This window comes from Micromonospora humidisoli (genome assembly GCF_016900955.1).
GTDB lineage: Bacteria > Actinomycetota > Actinomycetes > Mycobacteriales > Micromonosporaceae > Micromonospora > Micromonospora wenchangensis.
In genome coordinates, this window is the sequence record NZ_JAFEUO010000009.1 from 46,373 (window position 1) to 64,902 (window position 18,530).

Consider the following 18,530-nt stretch of genomic DNA (forward strand, 5'->3'; position numbering starts at 1 on the left):
GTATCCTCAGTGGATCCGACCCCCCGCAGCGGAAGGGGCGGCATGCCGCGCCGTTCGAGCCTCAGCTATCGGGATGCGTTACGGCTCCTGGCTCCCGGCAACGCCCGCATCACCGACGCCGGCAAGATTGTCAACGTGGGGATCCTGGGAGCCGGAGCGCTCACCAACGGTGCGGCGTTGGCCCTGCTCGGTCCGACGAACACGCTTCTGCAACTCGTCCGCGACGCGACAGGCAACCAGGCCGGCCGGATCAGGTCCTCCGGGGGGAAGTCCTACTACGAGCTGCTGGAGGCCAGCCACACGGTCCTGGCCCTGGCCGCCTTCTTCGACGGCTTCCGGGACGAGGTGGGGCCGGGCTTCGACCGGCTGGAACTGACCGATGCCGAGAAGACGGCCATGGCGTCGGCCGGTCGTCGTCAGCGCACCCTGCCGCAGGAGATCGACGCAGGACACTTCCCGCTGCCGTCGTCGGTGTACGGCATGGGCGATACCCGCCGCGACATGAAGAAGGCGTACGTCCTCCTGCACGATGCCACCATCGCCTTCTGCGAGGGTCTCGCCGCGTGGAGCGAGGTGCGGCGCGGGCTGGACCTCACGTCGCTGCGGTCCCGGGTCGTCGAGCGCAGCATGCAGTACTACGAGGCCCGGTTCGACCGCCTCGCCGCCGACCTTCCGGAGTTCGGATTCCGGATGCTCCGGCAGGAGATCGAACACAACCGCAACGACAACCGGCAGCTGTCCCTGGACGTGACGCACCGGTTGGACGCGTTGGCCGAGCTGTCGACGAACCTGTCGGGGCTGGTCGGATCGGCACCGGCCGACCGGCCCGACATGCTCCGCGAATCCCTCGACCGGCTCACCGCGTCACTGACCGCGGTGTTCCGCCAACCGTTGCTGAGAATCAAGGACATCGTCTTCGACCTGCGCCTGCCGACTGTGGAACACGGCTTCATCAGCCCCGACTTCCGGATCGCCACCCAGGACAAGGACGCCGCGCCGGAGCGGGACCTGTGGTGGGCGGAGCAGCAGCGAAGCAGTGACCTCGTCGGCTTCCTCTCCGACTACCTGACCGATCCGGCGAGCCTGCACCGCCCCCTGCTGGTGCTGGGCCAGCCGGGGGCGGGAAAGACGCTGTTGACCCGGGTCATCGCGGCGCGGCTGCCGGCGACCCGGTTCACCGCGATCACCGTGCCACTGCGTCGGCTGTCGGGTGCCACGTCGCCGACGGAACAGATCGAGTCCGCGATCGAACAGGTGATGGACGAGCGTATCCGGTGGGCGGACCTGCGCCGGGCCACGAGCAACACGACCATCGTGGTGGTGTTCGACGGGTTCGACGAACTCGTCCAGGTCAGCGGCACGGCCCACGCCCAGTACATCGAACGGGTCGCCGAGTTCCAGGAGGCCCAGTGGGACCTGGGCTGTTCGGTCATGCCGATCATCACGTCCCGGATGCTGGTGATGGACCGGGTCAGCGTCCCCCAGGGCACCGTGCTGGTCCGCCTCGAAGACCTGACCGACGCACAGGTGCACACGTGGGTGGCCGCCGTCAACACCGCCAACGAGAAACAGCCGGGCTACCGCCAGCTGGCGGCCCAGGATCTGCTGTCGCACGGTGAACTCGCCCACCAACCGCTGCTGCTCACCCTGCTGGCCATCCATTACAACGAACACCGCGTCGACCGTCGCCCCGAAGCCGGGATCTCGCGGTCCGACCTCTTCACCGGTCTGCTCACGGCCTTCATCCGGCGGCAGGTCGCCGAGAAGTCACCTGACACCCTCGACCAGCACGAGCGGGACGCCCGCGAACACCGCCTGCGCCACGACCTGGCGGTCACCGCGTTCGCCATGTTCAACCGCAACCGCGAAGTGGTGAACCGGGCCACGCTCCGGGCCGACCTGGACTGCTTCGGCGGTGGCGTCGGTGACGGCTCCCGCTTCGAACTCGGTGACGTGCTCGGGCCGGAACAACTCGTCACCGCCGCCTTCTTCGTCGTGTACGGTCCGGACGACCTCCAGGGCGAGGACACCCGGCGGACGTACGAGTTCCTGCACGCGACCATCGGTGACTTCCTGATCGCCGAGTACGTGGTGGGATCACTGCGCGAACTCGCCGACCTGCACCGGCGCACCCGCACCCCCACCAGCTTCGGCCACCAGCTCGACACCGGCCAGTTCCGTGCCCTGCTGTCCCACCAACCCCTGGTCAAGCGGGAGGCGGTGGTCGCCTTCGTCGAGGAACTCAGTTCCCGGCACCCGGAGGAGCGCAGCGGCATGACCGCGGCCATCGTCGGACTGCTGGCCGGGGCCCGGCAACGGGGCAACCTCGCGGGGGTGGACGGCTACCGGCCCGCTCCCTTCGACCCGGTACGTCTGCTCGCCGCCTACACCGCGAACCTGGTGACGCTGGCCGTGCTGGTGTCGGCCGACGGCGTGCCGTACACCGACCTGATGGACGACGACACCTGGGTGTCCACCGTCCGGCTGTGGCGGGCAGGTCTGGCCGAGAAGGACCAGGTGACCATGCTCAGCTGGTTCGGGCGGGACGTCGACGGCCGGGTCGGACGACGGCGGGTCCGCCGGGCCGGCATGTCGGTGGCCGCCGAGGAGGCCCGGCTGCTCGGTGACGTCACCACCTACGGTCAGCTCCAAGCCGGAGCGCGGGCCTGGCGTGACCGACAGCCGGACAGCTTCGAGGCGGCCCGCTTCCACGCCGAACTGGTGGCGCTGGCCACCAGGCGGTGGCCGGTGCCGTCCCTGCGTCACCTCATCCTCTACGACGAGCTGAGCTACCGGCGGCTGTGGGAACGGGCCGTGGACCGTCCCGACGCGGTGTCCAGCACGAGCGCCACGCTGCTGCTGGAGTGCCTGGCGGAGGACGCCGCCCAACTGCCCCGGGAGGTGGTCTGCGGGCTGACCCGGGTGGCGCTGACCCGGGTGCCCAGCTCGGTGACCGCACTACCCGAGCTGATCATCGCCTGTCCCTACCTGATCGACGATTTTCCCACCCTGCTCGATCTCATCGGCGTTCCCGAGGACCATGCCGTGCTGCACGCGCTGATCCTTCGTCGCGGGCTCGACCGGCTTCCGGAGCGTCACGTCCCCCGGGTGCGGACCGTGCTTGCCGACATCGAGGCGCGGCTGGCCGAGCTTCCCCTGGAGGACGGCGTGGTCTCGGCCGAGATGGCCGAGCAGTTCGCCGCCGCCCAGGTCGACAACCGCACCGCGCTGTGGCTGCTGATGGCGTTGGGCGAGTACGCCGATCTCGCCTGGCACAAGATTCCGCCCACCACGATGGCCGAACTGCTCGCACACCGGCTGCCTGACGAGTTCCTCGACGAGGGGAGACTGCGTCGTCTGCTTCTCGACTATCTGCGGGCGCACGGCCGGACACCGGCGGAGCCCACCCTGCCCGCCGCCCGTGCGGCGCTGCGCCTGCTCGGGCAGACTCCGCCTGCGACCTAGCCGGGGACCGGGCGCGGGTCAGATCGGATGGGGGTCGATGATGCGGCGTTGCAGCCGACGCTGGCGTACGGTGTCCACGGCCGGGTGGTGCTCACCCATCCGGTAGGCGAGCTCACGGATGACCGCCTCGATCTCTCCCCGCCGGCCGGAACCGGTCCGGTCCTGCATCAGCAGCAGGTTCGCCCGTGACCGCAGCGTGTTGGGGTGATCCGGGCCGAGCCTGTCGACGAGGCCCTCGCAGGCGTGCCGCAGCAGGTCGAGCGCCTGCCTGTCGGCGGCCTCCCGGCCTTCCGGGGGGTCCGGCTGGTCGGCGAGACAGATGCCCAGGTTCATCCACCCGGAGAGCGGATACGGATGGTCGGCACCCAGCACGGTCGCGAGCGCCGCTGCCGAATCGCCGGCGAGCTGCCGCGCCTGCGCGAAGTCACCGGCCCGGCGGGCGACCATGGCCAGGTTGACCAGACAGACCAGGGTCAACGGATGGTCGGAGCCGAGATTGCTCTGGTAGATGCGGTGCACCTCGGTGAGTTCCCGGCTGGCGCGTTGGAAGAGGTCGAGGGTGAGCAGATTGATGGACAGGCTCAGCCGGCAGGTCAGGGTCTCGGGGTTGTCGGGTCCGAACCGCTGGGTGAGCAGTTCGTAGGCGGCTTCGAGGAGGGGGTCCGCCTCGACCGCGTTGCCGGCGGCGCGCAGCGAGACTGCCAGGTTCGTCTGCGTCCGCAGGGTGATCAGATGCTCGGGGCCCGCCGTGTGCAGCAGATCCTGGTGCACACTGCGCAGCCGGGTGACCGATTGTTCGTAGTCGCCCGCGTCGCGCATGTCGATGCCGACGTAGGCGGACGAGGCGAGCGCGTCCGGATGGTTCTCGCCCAGGATGGCACGGCGGCCGGCCACCACTGCCTCGTCGTTCCTGCGCGCCTCACGGAAGCGCCCCATCAACCGCTGGGTGCTGGCGAGGTTGTTGAGGGCGGCCAGGGTCCGGGGATGCTCCTCGGTGAAGTTGCGCTTCCAGGCGTTGAAGGTGCCCTCGTCCAGCCGCAGGGCCTCGCTGTACAGGCCGAGACCGCGCAGGTCGCGGGCCAGCCCGCCAGCCGTCATCAGGGTGTGCGGGTGGTCCTCACCGAGCAGCTCACGCTGCGCCGTGAGCACCTGCTCGTCGAGCGCCCGGGACTGCGTGAACTGCCCCAGGAAGGCGAGGATGTTGGCGAGGTTGAACTGTAGGTGCAGCAACTGTCGGCGCAGGTCGTTGCGCGCGGACTCGTCGGTCTCCGCCGCCAGTAACCGCTCCCACGCGTCGGCGACCTCCTGGCCGAGCAGCCGGCCGCTCTCCAGGTCACCCCGCAGCATCAGGTAGCGGACCCGGTCGATCATCAGGGAGCGTACCTCGACCCGGCTGCTGAGCAGCGCCTTGGAGGCCTCCAGGTGCGGCCAGATCACCCGGAACCGGGGCCATCCCTCCGGATCGTCGACCTCGCCGTCCGGGCGGGCGGCGGCCAGCACGAGGTGCACCTGGCGATGCGCCTCGGCGAGTTCCTCCTCGGTCATCCGGGACCGCACGGCGTGCTGCAACAGGCGGTGCATGATCACCAGTCCGCCCCTGCCCCGCTCGCCCCCCGCCTGGGTGTCGGCGCGCAGGTCGACCCGGACCAGGGCGAGCCGGTTCGCCTGCTGCACCAGCTGTTGACGGACCAGCCGTTCCTTGGCCTGGGGATGGAAGGGCACCAGCGCCTCGGCGAACTCGTCGCTGTAGACCAGGTCGGCGGAGATCTCCGGCGCGAGCACCGAACACAGTTGCAGCACCCGGTAGGCCGCCGGACTTCCGGTCCGCAGGTGGCTCAGCGACAGTTCCCAGGTGGCCTCCACCGAGACGTTGCTGTTCGGCTCCATCACCGCACCCGGACCGAAACGGGTGATCTCGGCGAGGTAGTCGTCGACCGAGTGGCCGGTGTCAGCCAGCCAGGCCGCAGCGGCGGTCACCGCGATCGGCAGGTCGCCGAGCAGGGAGGCGACCCGGTCGGCCTGCTCGGCCCGCATGTTGGGCACCCGCTCCATGAGGTGCTGGATGCTCTCCGGCCGTTTGAACACGTCGACCTGGACGGTGGCGGCCCGCTCGATCCACTGGAGGTTCCGTGACGTGATCAGGACGTGACCCCTGCCGTCTGGCACGTACGGCAGGACGCCCTCGACCTCGTCGGCATTGTCCATGATGAGCAGCCACCGCAGATCGGTGTGCCGTAACGCCTGGAGCACCAGCCGGGCGTTCTCCCGGTTCGACTCCGACAACGGCACGCCCAGGTGGGGCGCCAGGTCACCGATGGCGGACTCGATGAACGGCACCTGGTCGGCGTCGATCCACCACACCATGTCGTAGGCGGCGCGGTAGCGGTGGGCGTACTCCAGCGCCAGCTGACTCTTGCCGATGCCACCCATGCCCTGCAACGTCACCGGACCGGTTCCGGCCAACACCACCTTCGGGCTGCTGCGCAGCAGCGTACGCAGTTCGCGCAGGTCCTCCTCGCGACCGGTGAACCGCTTGTTGCGGCCCGGCACCTCGAAGACGGTGTTGTCGCGTCCGGGGAAGCGGGGTCCGGTCGGCAGTTCGATGTCGGCGGCCAGCCCGTCCCGGCCGACGAGGCGCAGGATCCGTGCGGCTGCCGTCCGCGCCTCCAACCCGGCGACCGAGGCGGCATGCGCGGCCGGCACGTTGGCGAGCCGCCGGACGTCGGCGACGTAGACCACCAGCGGGACCTGGTCGGGTGACCGGTCCGCCGCCGCGAGCACCGCCTCCTCGTTGGCGTTGGCCTCGGAGACGATGATCAGCTCGCGGGCGGTGCCGGGCACCACGTCGTCGACGAACCACGGGTCGGTCACCCGTACGTCGGCCGAGGCGAGCAGGTGGCCGATCCACTCCGCCCAGACCCGGTCGTAGGGTGCGTGGCGCAGCAGGATCTCGTTCTCCACCGACGTGGCCGTACGGGTGAAACGGACGTTGATCCGGTCGCGTACCGTGCTGCTCATCGGGGGCAGCGAGTCGACCTCCCCCCGGGTGATCTCCCGGGCCAGGACCTCGTACGCCGACAACAGCGAGCCGTTGACGCCTGGCTGGTCGGCGAAGGTGGCCAGCAACTCCTCGTAGGCGTAGAAGGCCTGGTAGGGAACCTGCATCCGGGCCCAGTACCGGTCGCGCTCAGCCTCGTTCATCCCGCTCGGCAGACCGCTGAAGCGCTGCTGGGCCACGGCGCGACCGGTGTCCGCCTTGACCTTCTCCGCGGGATCGATCCGCATCGGCACGGGCAGCACCCGGATCTGTCGCGCCTCGGAGCGGTGCTCGACCAGGCGGGCCACCGTGGCTGCGCCGCTGATGCCCTGGTCGCTGAGCGTGAAACAGGCGACGAGGATGTCGGGCAGTTGCATGGTGCAGATGTCGGCGACGTCGGAGAAGCCGGTGCGGCTGTCGATGAGGACGTAGTCGTAGTTGCGCCGCATGTCGGCCCGCAGCGCGTCGAAGAAGTGCCCGCCGCCCTGCCGCTCGTAGAACTCGTCCCAGTTCATGCCGGCGAGCGCGCCGGCGTAGTCGTTGTTCTGCTGGCCGGCCGAGAGGAAGTCGAGGGTGCCGTCACCGGGGAAGTTGGACCAGTTCAACGAGAAGGAGTACTTGTGGACCCGCGCGTACTGCTCGTGCCAGCGCTCGTCGCCCTTGTCCTGCACGGTGGCGGTCGCCCACTCGTACTCGCGGATCAGGTCGATCACCCCGCCGGTGCTCTCCAGCGCGTTGCGGTCGATGAACGGTGTGAAGAAGCGCGCCAACCCGGGTGATTCGAGGTCCCAGTCGACGGCCAGCACCCGCTTGCCGTTGGCGGCGAGGATCCAGGCGACGTTGGCCAGGGCCATCGTCCGGCCGGTGCCGCCCTTGTAGGAGTAGAAGGTGACGACCTGTCCCTCGCGTCGGGTCATGTGTCCATTCCTTCGTCGGGCAGGGGGTGCTCCGAGAGCCGGGGTTTGCTGATCGGCGGCCCCGGTGGCGGGTAGGCCGGCCTCGCGTCGAGGTAGCGGCGTCGCATCCGGTCGACCAGGCCGAGAATGCCGGCCTGCCACTCGGCGTGCGTCGTCACCGCGAGGGGCCGGGCCGGTGCGGGGATCATCGCCACCGTCCGGTCGAGTAGCGCCGTCGCGTGTGTGCGGTGGTTCGGCACCGAGGCGTCGACGATCACCACGACGCCCACCCAGTTGCGGAGGCAGTCCACGGCTGCGCGGACGGCCTCCGCACCGTCGTCGGTCTCGACCACCAGTGGATCGATCATGATCACGCCGGGACAGTCCCGGAACAGATCGGTGTCGGGTACGAAGTCCCGGACATCGATCGGCAGCCGTAACCGTTGGGCGGCGTCGGTCACGTCGTCGACGACCGGCCGTTGGCCCGGGAACGGCCGCCACCGGTCGGCGTGGGTGTGGAACCGCCCGTTGAGCCGGCCCGGGCTCGACGGCTGGTCGGGGGCGATCACCACGGACCGGAAGGGCACCTCGCTGGTGGGGGACGAGGGCACGTCGGTGCGCCCGGAGGGCGGCTCCGCCGGCTGCAACGGTGTCCGCTCGGCGGTGTCGACGATGTGCCGGGCCAGCCGGCCCAGGAGTTCCTGGTAGGCCTTCTGGTGGGTCTGCAACCGGCAGAGCGCGCTCATGCCGTCGGCGACGTAGGCGTCCACGTCGGTGCCCATCGCCAGGGCGCGGGCCTGGTCGGGCGCGTGGACGGCTGCGGGCGACGGGGTCCACAGCACCGGGAGGATGTTGTCCCCGTCGGTCGGTCGACCGGCCCGTTGCAGCCGTTGCCGGAACCACTCCCGTTCCCGTCGCGTGTCGTCGCGGTTGAGATAGTCGGGTGAGTAGAGCGGAACGAACACCTCGGCCTCCGCGAGCGCCAGCCGCCGCTGTTCCGCCCGGTCCTCCGGTGGACGTACGGTGAAGGCGGCGAAGCCACGCCGGCGTAACCGAACTCCCGGCTGCCCGTCGATGGCCAGGTTGAGGTCGTGGTAGAAGCGACGCACCCAGTGGTCGCCGGGGGTGCGCTCGTTGTGCGTCGGTGGGGGGACGTAGCTGAGGAAGAAGTAACGGGTGCCGGCGGGGAGGGGTCGGTCATGGTTCACGTCGACACGACCCTGTGCGCGCGGACAGAGCGTCCCGACCGCCAACCGGCAATGATCACGCTCTGCTCTCCAGTCGACACGTTGTGGAGTGTATCGATCAGAGTAAAGACGTTGCCCTGCGGTGACCAGGTCTTCACCTGACGACATGACGGACCGTCCATCGGCCCTCAGGGGCGCGGTCGCCGCCCCTGAGTCGACGGGCGCGGACGCCCCGTTGCCCGGATCGCCGCCGGGTCGCCGCCAGGTCGGTGCGTCGTGCGGGCGGCGACGGTCAGGAGGGCCAGCCCGTCACGCAGTGGGCGATGCGCCGCAGGAGCCGCGAACCCGCCGGAGTGAGCGCGTCCGTGCGGTCGAGGGCGGTGATCGCCTCGATGGTCCAGTCGCGGTAGCGACGGTAGGTGGCCAGTGCGCCGTCGACCCGGCGGTCGGCCCGGATCCGCCAGATGTCCGCCACCGCCGCATGCGCGTAGATGCCGTGCAGGACGGCCTCCGCGGGACGCGGGTCGGGCCGCCAACCGACCACGACGCTGGTCGGCCGCGCGCTGTCGACCAGGTCGACGATGTCGAGCAGGGCGTTCATCTTGCTGTGCTGGAACTCGTGCACCAGCAGGACCGCCAGGGACCCGGGGTCGGTCTCCGTGGCAGCCACGCCGCCGAAGGCCTGCCGCGCGGTCGAGGCTTCGCTCACCCCGCCGCCGCTGCGCCGCAGGGGCACCAGGGCGCGCAGACCCGCCCCCAGCTCCTCGGCGCGGCCGGGGACCTCGTCGGTGATGATCTCCCAGGCCGTCGCGAAGGTGACGCCCCACCTGGCGGCATCCGCGTCGGCCAGCCGTCCGGTGGCCGGCAACCGGTGGCATTCGCGGTGCGGGTCACCGTCCTCCAGCAGCACTGTCACGTCCGAGGTGACCAGCCTGCGCGTCGGTTGCCACCGGGCGGTGTCGCCGCCCGCACCGGCGCGGATCGCGACGGCCACGTCGTCACCTGTCACCCGCAGGCCGCCCTTCTCGACGTGGACCCGGGCCGTGCCGTCGCCGACCTCGGGCAGCAGCACCGTGCCGATGGTCGGCAGGTGCAGGCGGTCGTTGCGGACCGGCACGGTCAGGGTCAGTGGCACACCGGCGTCGATCGCCGCGGCGGCGGCGATCGACCCGAGGTAGTCGACCCCGTGTCGATGGCCGGCCGCCACCCCGGCCAGGCAGTCGACCGCCCACACGCGCACGTACGGGTGGGCGGTGACGCGGGCGACGGATCCCGGCGCGCGCCGGTCGAGCTCGGTCAGCGCCGCCCAGCCGTCCGCTGCGGCGCCACCGGGGGGCAGGTCGTCGGCCACCCCCCGCAGCAGCGCACGGACGATGGCCGTCTGCGCGTCGACGAGGTGCTCGATGGCGAGCCGGTCACCTGTCGGGGTGGTCACGCGATCGATGAGGTCGTCGGTCGACCCGGTGTCGAGCCGGACCGGGGCGGGCGGGTTCTCTCGTACGTGCACGATCAGTTCTTTCAGGTCGGTGCAGTAGACGCTCGGGTGGTCGAACCGTCCCGCACGGTAGCGGTGGGCGAAGAGGCCGCCGCCGCACTGTTCGACCACCGGGCACCGGCGGCACTCGTCGGCGAGCCCGGAGCGGCCCGCCCGGCGACGGGCCAGTTGCGGGCTGGCGGCGACCTCGTCGGCCGGGTGGGAGAAGACGGTCATGCCGGTCGCCGGTGCGCCGTGGTAGGCGGTCTTGAGCGAGTCCGCCTGCTCCCACTCGCCGTCGGTCTCGATGACGGCGAGGTCGACCGGGTCGAGCCCCAGCATCTCCGTGCCGCTGGGGCCGCCCGTGGCCGTGGACAGCAGCGAGTCGTAGAGCCGGACCGGGACCGGCCGTCCGTCGGCGCACCACCGGTCGTAGACGGCACGCAGCCAGCCGCCGTAGCTGATGGTGGCCTGACGGGGCCGTGGCGGTGGGACGTCCCAGTTGGCATGGGGGAGCAGGAAGTCGATCCGGGGCGGCTGCTGGGCGAGGAGCGCCTCGTAGACCCCGACCGGGTCGTTGCGGATGTCCACGGTGCACAACAGACCCGACCACAGCCGGCGGTACGCCGGGCGTCGCAGTAGAGCGAGGGCCCGCAGGGCCTGGTCGTAGCTGCTGTCGCCATTGCGGAACCGTCGGTGCAGGTCGTTCGCGGCACGCCCGCCGTCCAGCGAGACCCCGACCGAGACGTCGTATTCGGCCAGCAGGTCGCAGAACTGCTCGGACAGGAGCACCCCGTTGGTCTGCATGCCGATCCGGAGTCGGGTGACCGCGCCGATGACGCGCCGTAGTTCGGCGAGAACGTCGCGCATCCGTACGGGTCCGAGCAGTAACGGCTCACCGCCGTGCAAGATAACCGATATGTCCGTAAGCTGATGCGCGGCGGCGTGTTCGGCGATTCGGCCCGCCGCAGCGGCGAGCACTTCGGACGTCATTCGCGCCGGACGTCGCCGCCAGCTCTGGTCCGCGTGTTCGTAGATGTAGCAGTGGTCGCAGGCCAGATCGCACCTGGCATGGACCTTGAGGACGAACTCGGTCAACGCCGCACGGGCCGGTACGGGATGCATGACGGTCAGATGAACGACGAGAACTTCGCCACGGGGCTTCTGCTCTGGTCGAGGTGAGCCGCTATCACCCGGCGCACGATCGGAGAGATGTCCGCAGCGGAGAGGCGGTCCAATGGCTCCGCGCGAACCGTGCCCAGTGACACCGGGTGATCATCCTGGCGCATGGGTGCGGTCGTCATGAGTCTTCCTTCGGTATTCGTGAGCGCGCCGGGGAACAGAAGTGACGGCCTACCGTAGTGCGTCTGTGGAGTAAATTCACCACCGACCCGACGGCAGGAGCCGGCGTTCACAGGGTTGAATGCGTGACAGGGGTGGGTTGTTCGGCCCCTGTCCGCCGGAGCCTGCTCCATTATGCTCACCGGTAGTGGCATTTCTGGGCGAATAGTCAAGCTTCAGGGGAAAATGTGCGGACGGCCGCGGGCCGACTACCCGGGTTCGCCGATGTCGGACGGTGTCCTATCCTGGCCCGATGTCGTACGCCGAGCTCCGTGTCGACCAGTGGAACGACCGCTCGGAGCAGGCCGCCGATCGCCTGGCCCGGGAGATCGCGGCGCGGCACGACCTGACCGTAGTGGGCCTGCGGCACACCGTCTACGCGGGACGTCCGCACCGCACGGCGGTCTTCGACCGGGGCGGTCTGCGGTTCGCGCTGGTGCCGGGCGGCCGGCCGACGCTCGGCTACGACGCTTCCCGGTTCCACCCCTCAGCGGCCCAGCAGGCCAGCTACGCCGACAGCGCCGAGGAGTACGGCCTGCCCCCGCTGACCGAGTACGTCGACGCGATGACCTCGCCGGTGCGCGAGGTCGACCTGCCGGCGACGCTGGTCGCGGTGGAGGCGTTCGAACCCGGCGAGATGCCGGTGCCGTCGGACGATCCCCGGGTCGGTGAACTCGTCGGGTCGCTCGGCCACCGGGGCGGGCAGGCGGGCACGGTGAGCTCCGCCGACGGGCTGACCGTCGAGCTGGACGGGACCGGCCGGGTGACCCGGGCCGTGCTGGTCGAGGAGTTCGACCACGACGAGGCGATGGCCGCCCTCACCGCCCTGGGCCTGCGGACGACCAGCCCGGACGAGTGGGAGTGGGCCTGCGGCGCGGGCGCGACCACCCTGTTCCGCTGGGGCGACGACACCCCCGACCACGGCTATCCGGTCGAGCACCCGACCGGGGCGCACCGGACGCCGAACCTGTGGGGGCTGGCGATCGGCCAGGACCCCTACCGGTACGAGGTGACGACCGAGCCGACCGTGGTCTGCGGCGGCGACGGCGGGGTCGTCACCTGCGGCGGCAGCGGCTACTTCCTGGGCTGGCTGACCCTCGCCACCGCCTACCGCGACGGGGACTTCGGCCGGTGGCTCGCCTCCGCCGACGGGTACGCCGACGAGACCCTGACCCGACCGGTGATCAGCCTGACCTGATCCGCCGACAGACGGGCCGGTGCCGGCCACCCGACCGGAGAGCCCGGTCAGCGTGGTTCTGTCCGGCCCGGTCGGGCGTGCTCGCGGTCGTAGGCCTCCTGCGCGTCGAGCATCGCGCCGAGGTGATCGTGCGCCCACGTCACGGCCAACGCGACGGCGGGCAGCAGGGTTCGGCCCAACCCGGTGAGGCCATAGTGGACACTCCGGGGTGGTCCGGGGTGCTCCGACCGGGCGACGAACCCGTCCCGTTCCAGGTTGCGCAACGCCGCCGTCAGCACCTTCGCCGTGACCGGGCCGATCCGCGCCCTGATGGCGGAGAACCGCAGCGGCTCCTCGGCCAGCAGGGAGATCACCATCGCCGTCCACCTGTCGCCGATGCGGATCGGCGCGATGCCGGACGGGCAGACCGGATCGAAGCGCGCGTCGGGGTCCGTCACCGACCCAGCCTAACGAGGTTTCCCGCAGGAAACCCCGGTGCCCGTTACCGTGGCGCACCGGCGTCGTCCGCCGCGAGACGCGGGGCGGAACCGGCACGTCGGCATCGTGGAAGGGGACTGAACGTGACCAGGATCGTGGTGTTCGGCGCGGGCGGCCGGGCGGGCAGGGCGATCGTGGCCGAGGCCGCCGGCCGTGGGCACGACGTCGTCGCGGTCGTCCGGGACACCGCCCGGCACGCCGACCTCACCGGTCGTGGCGTCGGTCTGGTCGCGGGCGACGTCACCGACCGGTCGCAGGTCGCCGGCCTGGTCGGGGGCGCGGGCGCGGTGGTGAACGCGGCCGCCCCCGGCCTCGGGGACGACCCGGGAAGGTTCTTCACCGCCGCTGTGGGCGCGCTTGTCGAGGCCGTCGCCGGGACCGGCGGGGGCCGCCTGGTCGGCATCGGCCTGTCGGCCTACCTCGACGTCGCGCCCGGCGTCCGGGTCATGGACACCCCCGGGTTCCCGGCGCAGTTCCGGGGCTTCGCCGGGGCGCACGCGGCGGCACTGGACGTGCTGCGGGCCGCCCCGGCGACGGTCGAGTGGTCGGTGGTGGTGCCGGCGACGGAGTTCGACCCGCAGGGCGAGCGGACCGGGACGTACCGTGCCGGCGACACCCGCCTGCTGACCGACGCCGACGGGGCCAGCCGCATCTCCTACCGCGACTTCGCCGTCGCCGTCGTGGACGAGGCCGAGCAGGGCGCCCACCCGCGCACGCACTTCGCCGTCGCCTACTGATCGCGGTGGTGCCGTCGCCCGTCCGGCCGGGCACGACGGGCGCGGTCGCCGCACCGGGTGACAGCCGTCGGTGCCGGTCCGCCGCTGTGGTCAGCCCTTCAACGGGTACGGGATGAAGGTGCTGCGGTTCTCGTCCAGGTCGAGCCGGCCGCTGATCGGCGCGGCGGCCCGCTGCGGGCAGGTCATCCGTTCGCAGGTCTTGCACCCCGGGCCGATCGCGGTGACGGCGTCGGCGTCGTACAGGTCGATGCCCCGGGAGTAGACCAGCCGGTCGGCGTGCCTGATCTCGCAGCCGAGCCCGATCGCGTAGACCTTGCCGGGCTGGTTGTAGCCGCCGTGGTGCCGGGTGATGGTGCGGGCGATCCACAGGTAGCGCTGCCCGTCGGGCATCGCGGCCACCTGCACCACCACCCGGCCGGGCGCGCCGAACGCCTCGTAGACGTTCCACAGCGGACAGGTGCCGCCGGTGAGCGAGAACGGGAAACCGGTGGCGGACTGGCGTTTGGACAGGTTGCCGGCCCGGTCGACCCGGACGAACGAGAACGGCACCCCGCGCGCCCGGGGCCGTTGCAGGGTGCTGAGCCGGTGGCAGACGGTCTCCCAGCCCATCGTGAAGTGCTGGGTGAGCAGGTCGATGTCGTACCGGTGCTGTTCGGCGGCGGCGAGGAACGGCCCGTACGGCAGGATCAGCGCGGCGGCGAAGTAGTTGGCCAGCCCGACCCGGGTGAGGATCTGGGTCTGCGGGTCGTCGAACCGTTCCTCCTCCACGATCTCGTCGATCACGTCGGCGTACTCCAGCAGGGCGATCTGCGCGGCCATCCGCATCGCCTCCTGCCCGGCCCGCAGCGACGTCGACAGGTGCAGGGTGCGGGTCTGCGGCCGGTAGCGGTGGAGCTCGTCGCCGAGCAGGGTGGCGTCGTCGTGGCGGACCCGCACCCCGTGCCGCTGGGCGAGCCGGTCCTGCAACCCGGCCCGGACCTCGCCGCGACGCAGGTCGATGGTGCCGGCCAGCCGCTCCGCCGCCTCGTCCAGGTCGGGCACGTAGTTCTGCCGCCGGTAGAAGAACTCGGTCACCCGGTCGTGCGGGCTGCGTCCGACCGTCTCCCGGTCGCCCAGCAGTTCGGCGAGTTGCTCGTCGGCCTGCCGGTAGCGGCGGTGCAGGTCGAGGACGGCCTCGGCGACCTCGGGCAGCCGGGTGGCCAACTCGGTGAGGTCGGCGACGCCGGGCCGGCCGGGTAGCGCCTCGCGCAGCCCGGCGACCAGCCGGGGGGTGTCCCGGGGGGCGAAGACCGTCGGGTCGACGCCGAACACCTCGGTGATGCGCATCAGTACCGGCACGGTCAGCGGCCGGGTGTCGTGCTCGATCTGGTTGAGGTAGCTGGGCGAGATGTTGAGCAGCCGGGCCAGCCGGGACTGGCTCAACGCGCGGTCCTCGCGCATCCGGCGCAGCCGGGCACCCGCGAAGGTCTTGCTCACCACGCTCACCTCCCCGCTGCTCTTTCGGCAGCCCAGCACCCCTTGGCAGAGTGCGAATATACCTGTTCGCAACTTCGCAGAACCGGGTGTGAACTTCTCAGAACTTGGCTTCTTCCGTCCCTCGACCCCGCCCCGGACCCCGTGTGACCGTGGGTGACACGCCGGCCGGGCGACGCGTCCGCACCGCCGGACGGCACGACGGCCGGTGCCGGCGTCACGACATCCGAGGAGACGAGATCATGCAGAACGCCGTGGAGCGGTTGCGTACCGAGTGGGAGACCGACCCCCGCTGGCAGGGGGTGCGCCGCAGCTACCGCGCCGAGGACGTGGTCCGCCTGCGCGGGGCCGTCCAGGAGGAGCACACCCTGGCCCGCCGTGGGGCGGAACGGCTGTGGGAGCTGCTGCACACCGAGGACTACGTCCACGCCCTGGGCGCGCTCACCGGGAACCAGGCCGTGCAGATGGTCCGGGCCGGACTCAAGGCCATCTACCTCTCCGGCTGGCAGGTGGCCGCCGACGCCAACCTCGCGGGGCACACCTACCCCGACCAGAGCCTCTACCCCGCCAACTCGGTGCCCGCCGTGGTGCGCCGGATCAACAACGCGTTGCTGCGCGCCGGCCAGATCACCACCGCCGAGGGCGACGACGACGGCGTCGACTGGCTCGCGCCGATCGTCGCCGACGCCGAGGCCGGCTTCGGCGGCCCGCTCAACGCCTACGAGCTGATGACCGCCATGATCGGGGCCGGTGCCGCCGGGGTGCACTGGGAGGACCAGCTCGCCGCCGAGAAGAAGTGCGGCCACCTGGGCGGCAAGGTGCTCGTCCCGACCGGCCAGCACGTGCGCACCCTGGAGGCGGCGCGGCTCGCCGCCGACGTGGCCGGGGTGCCGTCGGTGGTGATCGCCCGCACCGACGCGCAGGCCGCCACGCTGCTCACCACCGACGTCGACGAGCGGGACCGGCCGTTCGTCACCGGCGAACGCACCGCCGAGGGGTTCTACCGGGTGCGCAACGGCATCGAGCCGTGCATCGCCCGGGGCCTGGCCTACGCCCCGCACGCCGACCTGCTGTGGATGGAGACCTCCACCCCCGACCTGGACGTCGCCCGCCGGTTCGCCGAGGCGATCAAGGCCGAGTACCCGGACCAGCTCCTCGCCTACAACTGCTCGCCGTCGTTCAACTGGCGCAAGCACCTCGACGACTCGACCATCGCGAAGTTCCAACGCGAACTCGGCCACCTCGGCTACCGGTTCCAGTTCATCACCCTGGCCGGCTTCCACGCCCTCAACTACTCGATGTTCGACCTGGCCCGGGGCTACGCCACCGACGGCATGCCCGCCTACGTGGCGTTGCAGGAACGGGAGTTCGCCGCCGAGCCGGCCGGCTACACCGCCGTCAAGCACCAGCGCGAGGTCGGCACCGGCTACTTCGACCTGATCAGCACCGTGCTCAACCCGGCCGCCGAGACCACCGCCCTGCGTGGCTCCACCGAAGAGGAGCAGTTCGCATGAGGTACGAGATCATCGGAGCGCTGGCCGACCGGTTCGACGAGGTCCTCACCCCCGCGGCGCTGGAGTTCCTGGTCGCGCTGGACAGCGAGTTCGCCGCCCGCCGGGTGGCCCTGCTGGACACCCGGCGGGCCCGTCGGGACCGCTACGCCACCGGCCAGTTCCCCGACTTCCTGCCGGAGACCGCCGCGATCCGGGCCGACCCCGACTGGCGGGTGGCCCCGCCCGCACCGGGCCTTGAGGACCGGCGGGTCGAGATCACCGGGCCGACCGACCGGAAGATGACGGTCAACGCGCTCAACTCCGGGGCCCGGGTGTGGCTCGCCGACTTCGAGGACGCCACCGCGCCGACCTGGCACAACGTCATCTCCGGTCAGCTCAACCTGATCGACGCCCTGGACCGGCGGATCGACTTCACCGACCCGCGCGGCAAGCGGTACGCCCTCGGCGCGCAGCTCGCCACGATCGTCGTCCGGCCGCGCGGCTGGCACCTGGTGGAGAAGGGCATCGTGGTGGACGGCCGGCCCATCTCGGCCAGCCTGGTCGACTTCGGGCTCTACCTGTTCCACTGCGCCCAGCGGCAGCTCGACGCGGGCGCCGGACCGTACTTCTACCTGCCGAAGCTGGAGGGGCACCGGGAGGCCCGGCTGTGGAACGACATCTTCGTCTTCGCCCAGCGACGCCTCGGCCTGCCCCGGGGCACGATCCGGGCGACCACGCTGATCGAGACGATCACCGCCGCCTTCGAGATGGAGGAGATCCTCTACGAGCTGCGGGAACACTCGGCGGGGCTGAACGCCGGACGGTGGGACTACATCTTCAGCGTGATCAAGAACTTCGGGCAGTGGTCCGACTTCGTCCTGCCCGACCGGTCCGAGGTCACCATGACGGTGCCGTTCATGCGGGCGTACACCGAACTGCTGGTGGCGACCTGCCACCGGCGCGAGGCGCACGCGATCGGCGGGATGGCCGCGTTCATCCCGAGCCGGGACCCGCAGGTCAACGAGGTGGCCCTCGACCGGGTCCGGGCGGACAAGCGGCGGGAGGCCGGCGACGGGTTCGACGGCTCCTGGGTGGCCCACCCGGGCCTGGTCGAGACCTGCCGTCGGGAGTTCGACGCGGTGCTGGGTGACCGCCCGCACCAGCTCGACCGGCTGCGCGACGACGTGGCCGTGACCGCCGCCGACCTGCTCGCCGTCGACAAGACCCCGGGCCGGGTCACCGCCGCCGGGGTGCGGGCCAACATCGCCGTCGCCGTGCGTTACGTCGACGCGTGGCTCGGCGGCACCGGCGCGGTGGCACTGGGCAACCTGATGGAGGACGCGGCCACCGCCGAGATCGCCCGCTGCCAGGTCTGGCAGTGGCTGCACCACGGCACCCCGCTGGCCGACGGCGGCTGCGTGACCGAGGACCTGGTCCGGTCGATCCTCGCGGAGGAGTTGGCCGCCCTGGTCGCCGGACGCGACGGCGTCGACCGGGAACGGGCCGGCTGGGCGGCGCGGATCGTCGAGGACACCGCCCTCGGCGAGGACCTGCCCGCGTTCTTCACCACCGGCGCGTACGCCCGGCACCTCGGCCCGACCCGGCGGCCCGTGCCGGTGGGCTGACCCGGCACCGCGCGGCCGGGAGGCGGCCCGACGGCTCCTCCCGGCCGGTGCCGGCCCGGCGGCCGGTGCCGGCCCGGCGGCCGGCGTCGGGTGGGGCAGCAGGCGGTGCCGCCCCCGTGGGATCGTG

11 protein-coding genes are annotated in these 18,530 nt (G+C 71.4%); 5 read left to right on the plus strand and 6 right to left on the minus strand.

Annotated features, from left to right (window positions below; all coding sequences use genetic code 11):
- Positions 1-42: 42 nt before the first annotated feature.
- Entirely contained in the window at positions 43-3,465 is a 3,423-nt protein-coding gene (locus tag JQN84_RS27680; protein WP_204961500.1) for an NACHT domain-containing protein, read from the plus strand.
- An 18-nt stretch (positions 3,466-3,483) separates the two neighbouring features.
- Here JQN84_RS27680 and fxsT read toward each other — a convergent pair whose 3' ends face one another.
- The 4 genes from fxsT to JQN84_RS27700 form a co-directional block, all read right to left on the minus strand.
- Complete coding sequence (gene fxsT / locus JQN84_RS27685; protein ID WP_204961501.1) at positions 3,484-7,419, minus strand: FxSxx-COOH system tetratricopeptide repeat protein; 3,936 nt, start codon at positions 7,417-7,419, stop codon at positions 3,484-3,486.
- Positions 7,416-8,606, minus strand: a complete 1,191-nt coding sequence (locus JQN84_RS27690) for a TIR-like protein FxsC (RefSeq protein WP_204961502.1) — start codon at positions 8,604-8,606, stop codon at positions 7,416-7,418. Before JQN84_RS27690 ends, fxsT begins: the two co-directional genes overlap by 4 nt.
- Before the next feature lie 271 nt (positions 8,607-8,877).
- The gene (locus tag JQN84_RS27695) at positions 8,878-11,184 is read right to left on the minus strand and encodes an FxsB family cyclophane-forming radical SAM/SPASM peptide maturase (RefSeq protein WP_204961503.1); all 2,307 of its coding nucleotides are present in this window, start codon (positions 11,182-11,184) and stop codon (positions 8,878-8,880) included.
- Positions 11,185-11,189: 5 nt separating this feature from the next.
- Positions 11,190-11,363: a hypothetical protein gene (locus JQN84_RS27700; protein WP_204961504.1), complete on the minus strand. Its 174-nt coding sequence runs from the start codon at positions 11,361-11,363 to the stop codon at positions 11,190-11,192.
- A 290-nt stretch (positions 11,364-11,653) separates the two neighbouring features.
- Between JQN84_RS27700 and JQN84_RS27705 the strand changes: the two genes are divergently transcribed.
- Positions 11,654-12,598, plus strand: a complete 945-nt coding sequence (locus tag JQN84_RS27705; protein WP_204961505.1) for a hypothetical protein — start codon at positions 11,654-11,656, stop codon at positions 12,596-12,598.
- A 47-nt stretch (positions 12,599-12,645) separates the two neighbouring features.
- On the opposite strand, the gene JQN84_RS27710 is transcribed toward JQN84_RS27705, so the two are convergent.
- The gene (locus tag JQN84_RS27710; protein ID WP_307821459.1) at positions 12,646-13,035 is read right to left on the minus strand and encodes a winged helix-turn-helix transcriptional regulator; all 390 of its coding nucleotides are present in this window, start codon (positions 13,033-13,035) and stop codon (positions 12,646-12,648) included.
- Between the two features lie 123 nt (positions 13,036-13,158).
- On the opposite strand from JQN84_RS27710, the gene JQN84_RS27715 reads away from it, so the two are divergent.
- The gene (locus JQN84_RS27715) at positions 13,159-13,812 is read left to right on the plus strand and encodes an NAD(P)-dependent oxidoreductase (protein ID WP_204961506.1); all 654 of its coding nucleotides are present in this window, start codon (positions 13,159-13,161) and stop codon (positions 13,810-13,812) included.
- 90 nt (positions 13,813-13,902) lie between these two features.
- Here JQN84_RS27715 and JQN84_RS27720 read toward each other — a convergent pair whose 3' ends face one another.
- Positions 13,903-15,288 (minus strand): short-chain fatty acyl-CoA regulator family protein, encoded by a 1,386-nt coding sequence (locus JQN84_RS27720; protein WP_281896331.1) that lies wholly within the window; start codon positions 15,286-15,288, stop codon positions 13,903-13,905.
- Between the two features lie 239 nt (positions 15,289-15,527).
- On the opposite strand from JQN84_RS27720, the gene aceA reads away from it, so the two are divergent.
- Positions 15,528-16,799, plus strand: a complete 1,272-nt coding sequence (aceA, locus tag JQN84_RS27725) for an isocitrate lyase (protein WP_204961508.1) — start codon at positions 15,528-15,530, stop codon at positions 16,797-16,799.
- Positions 16,796-18,403 (plus strand): malate synthase A, encoded by a 1,608-nt coding sequence (aceB, locus tag JQN84_RS27730; RefSeq protein WP_204961509.1) that lies wholly within the window; start codon positions 16,796-16,798, stop codon positions 18,401-18,403. Before aceA ends, aceB begins: the two co-directional genes overlap by 4 nt.
- Positions 18,404-18,530 lie beyond the last annotated feature (127 nt).

Bases quoted from the DNA above. Each gene is read 5' to 3' on its own strand.
- JQN84_RS27680 (WP_204961500.1), top strand. From the start codon at position 43: ATGCCGCGCCGTTCGAGCCTCAGCTATCGGGATGCGTTACGGCTCCTG.
- fxsT (WP_204961501.1), bottom strand. From the start codon at position 7,419: ATGACCCGACGCGAGGGACAGGTCGTCACCTTCTACTCCTACAAGGGC.
- JQN84_RS27695 (WP_204961503.1), bottom strand. From the start codon at position 11,184: ATGCATCCCGTACCGGCCCGTGCGGCGTTGACCGAGTTCGTCCTCAAG.
- JQN84_RS27700 (WP_204961504.1), bottom strand. From the start codon at position 11,363: ATGACGACCGCACCCATGCGCCAGGATGATCACCCGGTGTCACTGGGC.
- JQN84_RS27705 (WP_204961505.1), top strand. From the start codon at position 11,654: ATGTCGTACGCCGAGCTCCGTGTCGACCAGTGGAACGACCGCTCGGAG.
- aceA (WP_204961508.1), top strand. From the start codon at position 15,528: ATGCAGAACGCCGTGGAGCGGTTGCGTACCGAGTGGGAGACCGACCCC.
- aceB (WP_204961509.1), top strand. From the start codon at position 16,796: ATGAGGTACGAGATCATCGGAGCGCTGGCCGACCGGTTCGACGAGGTC.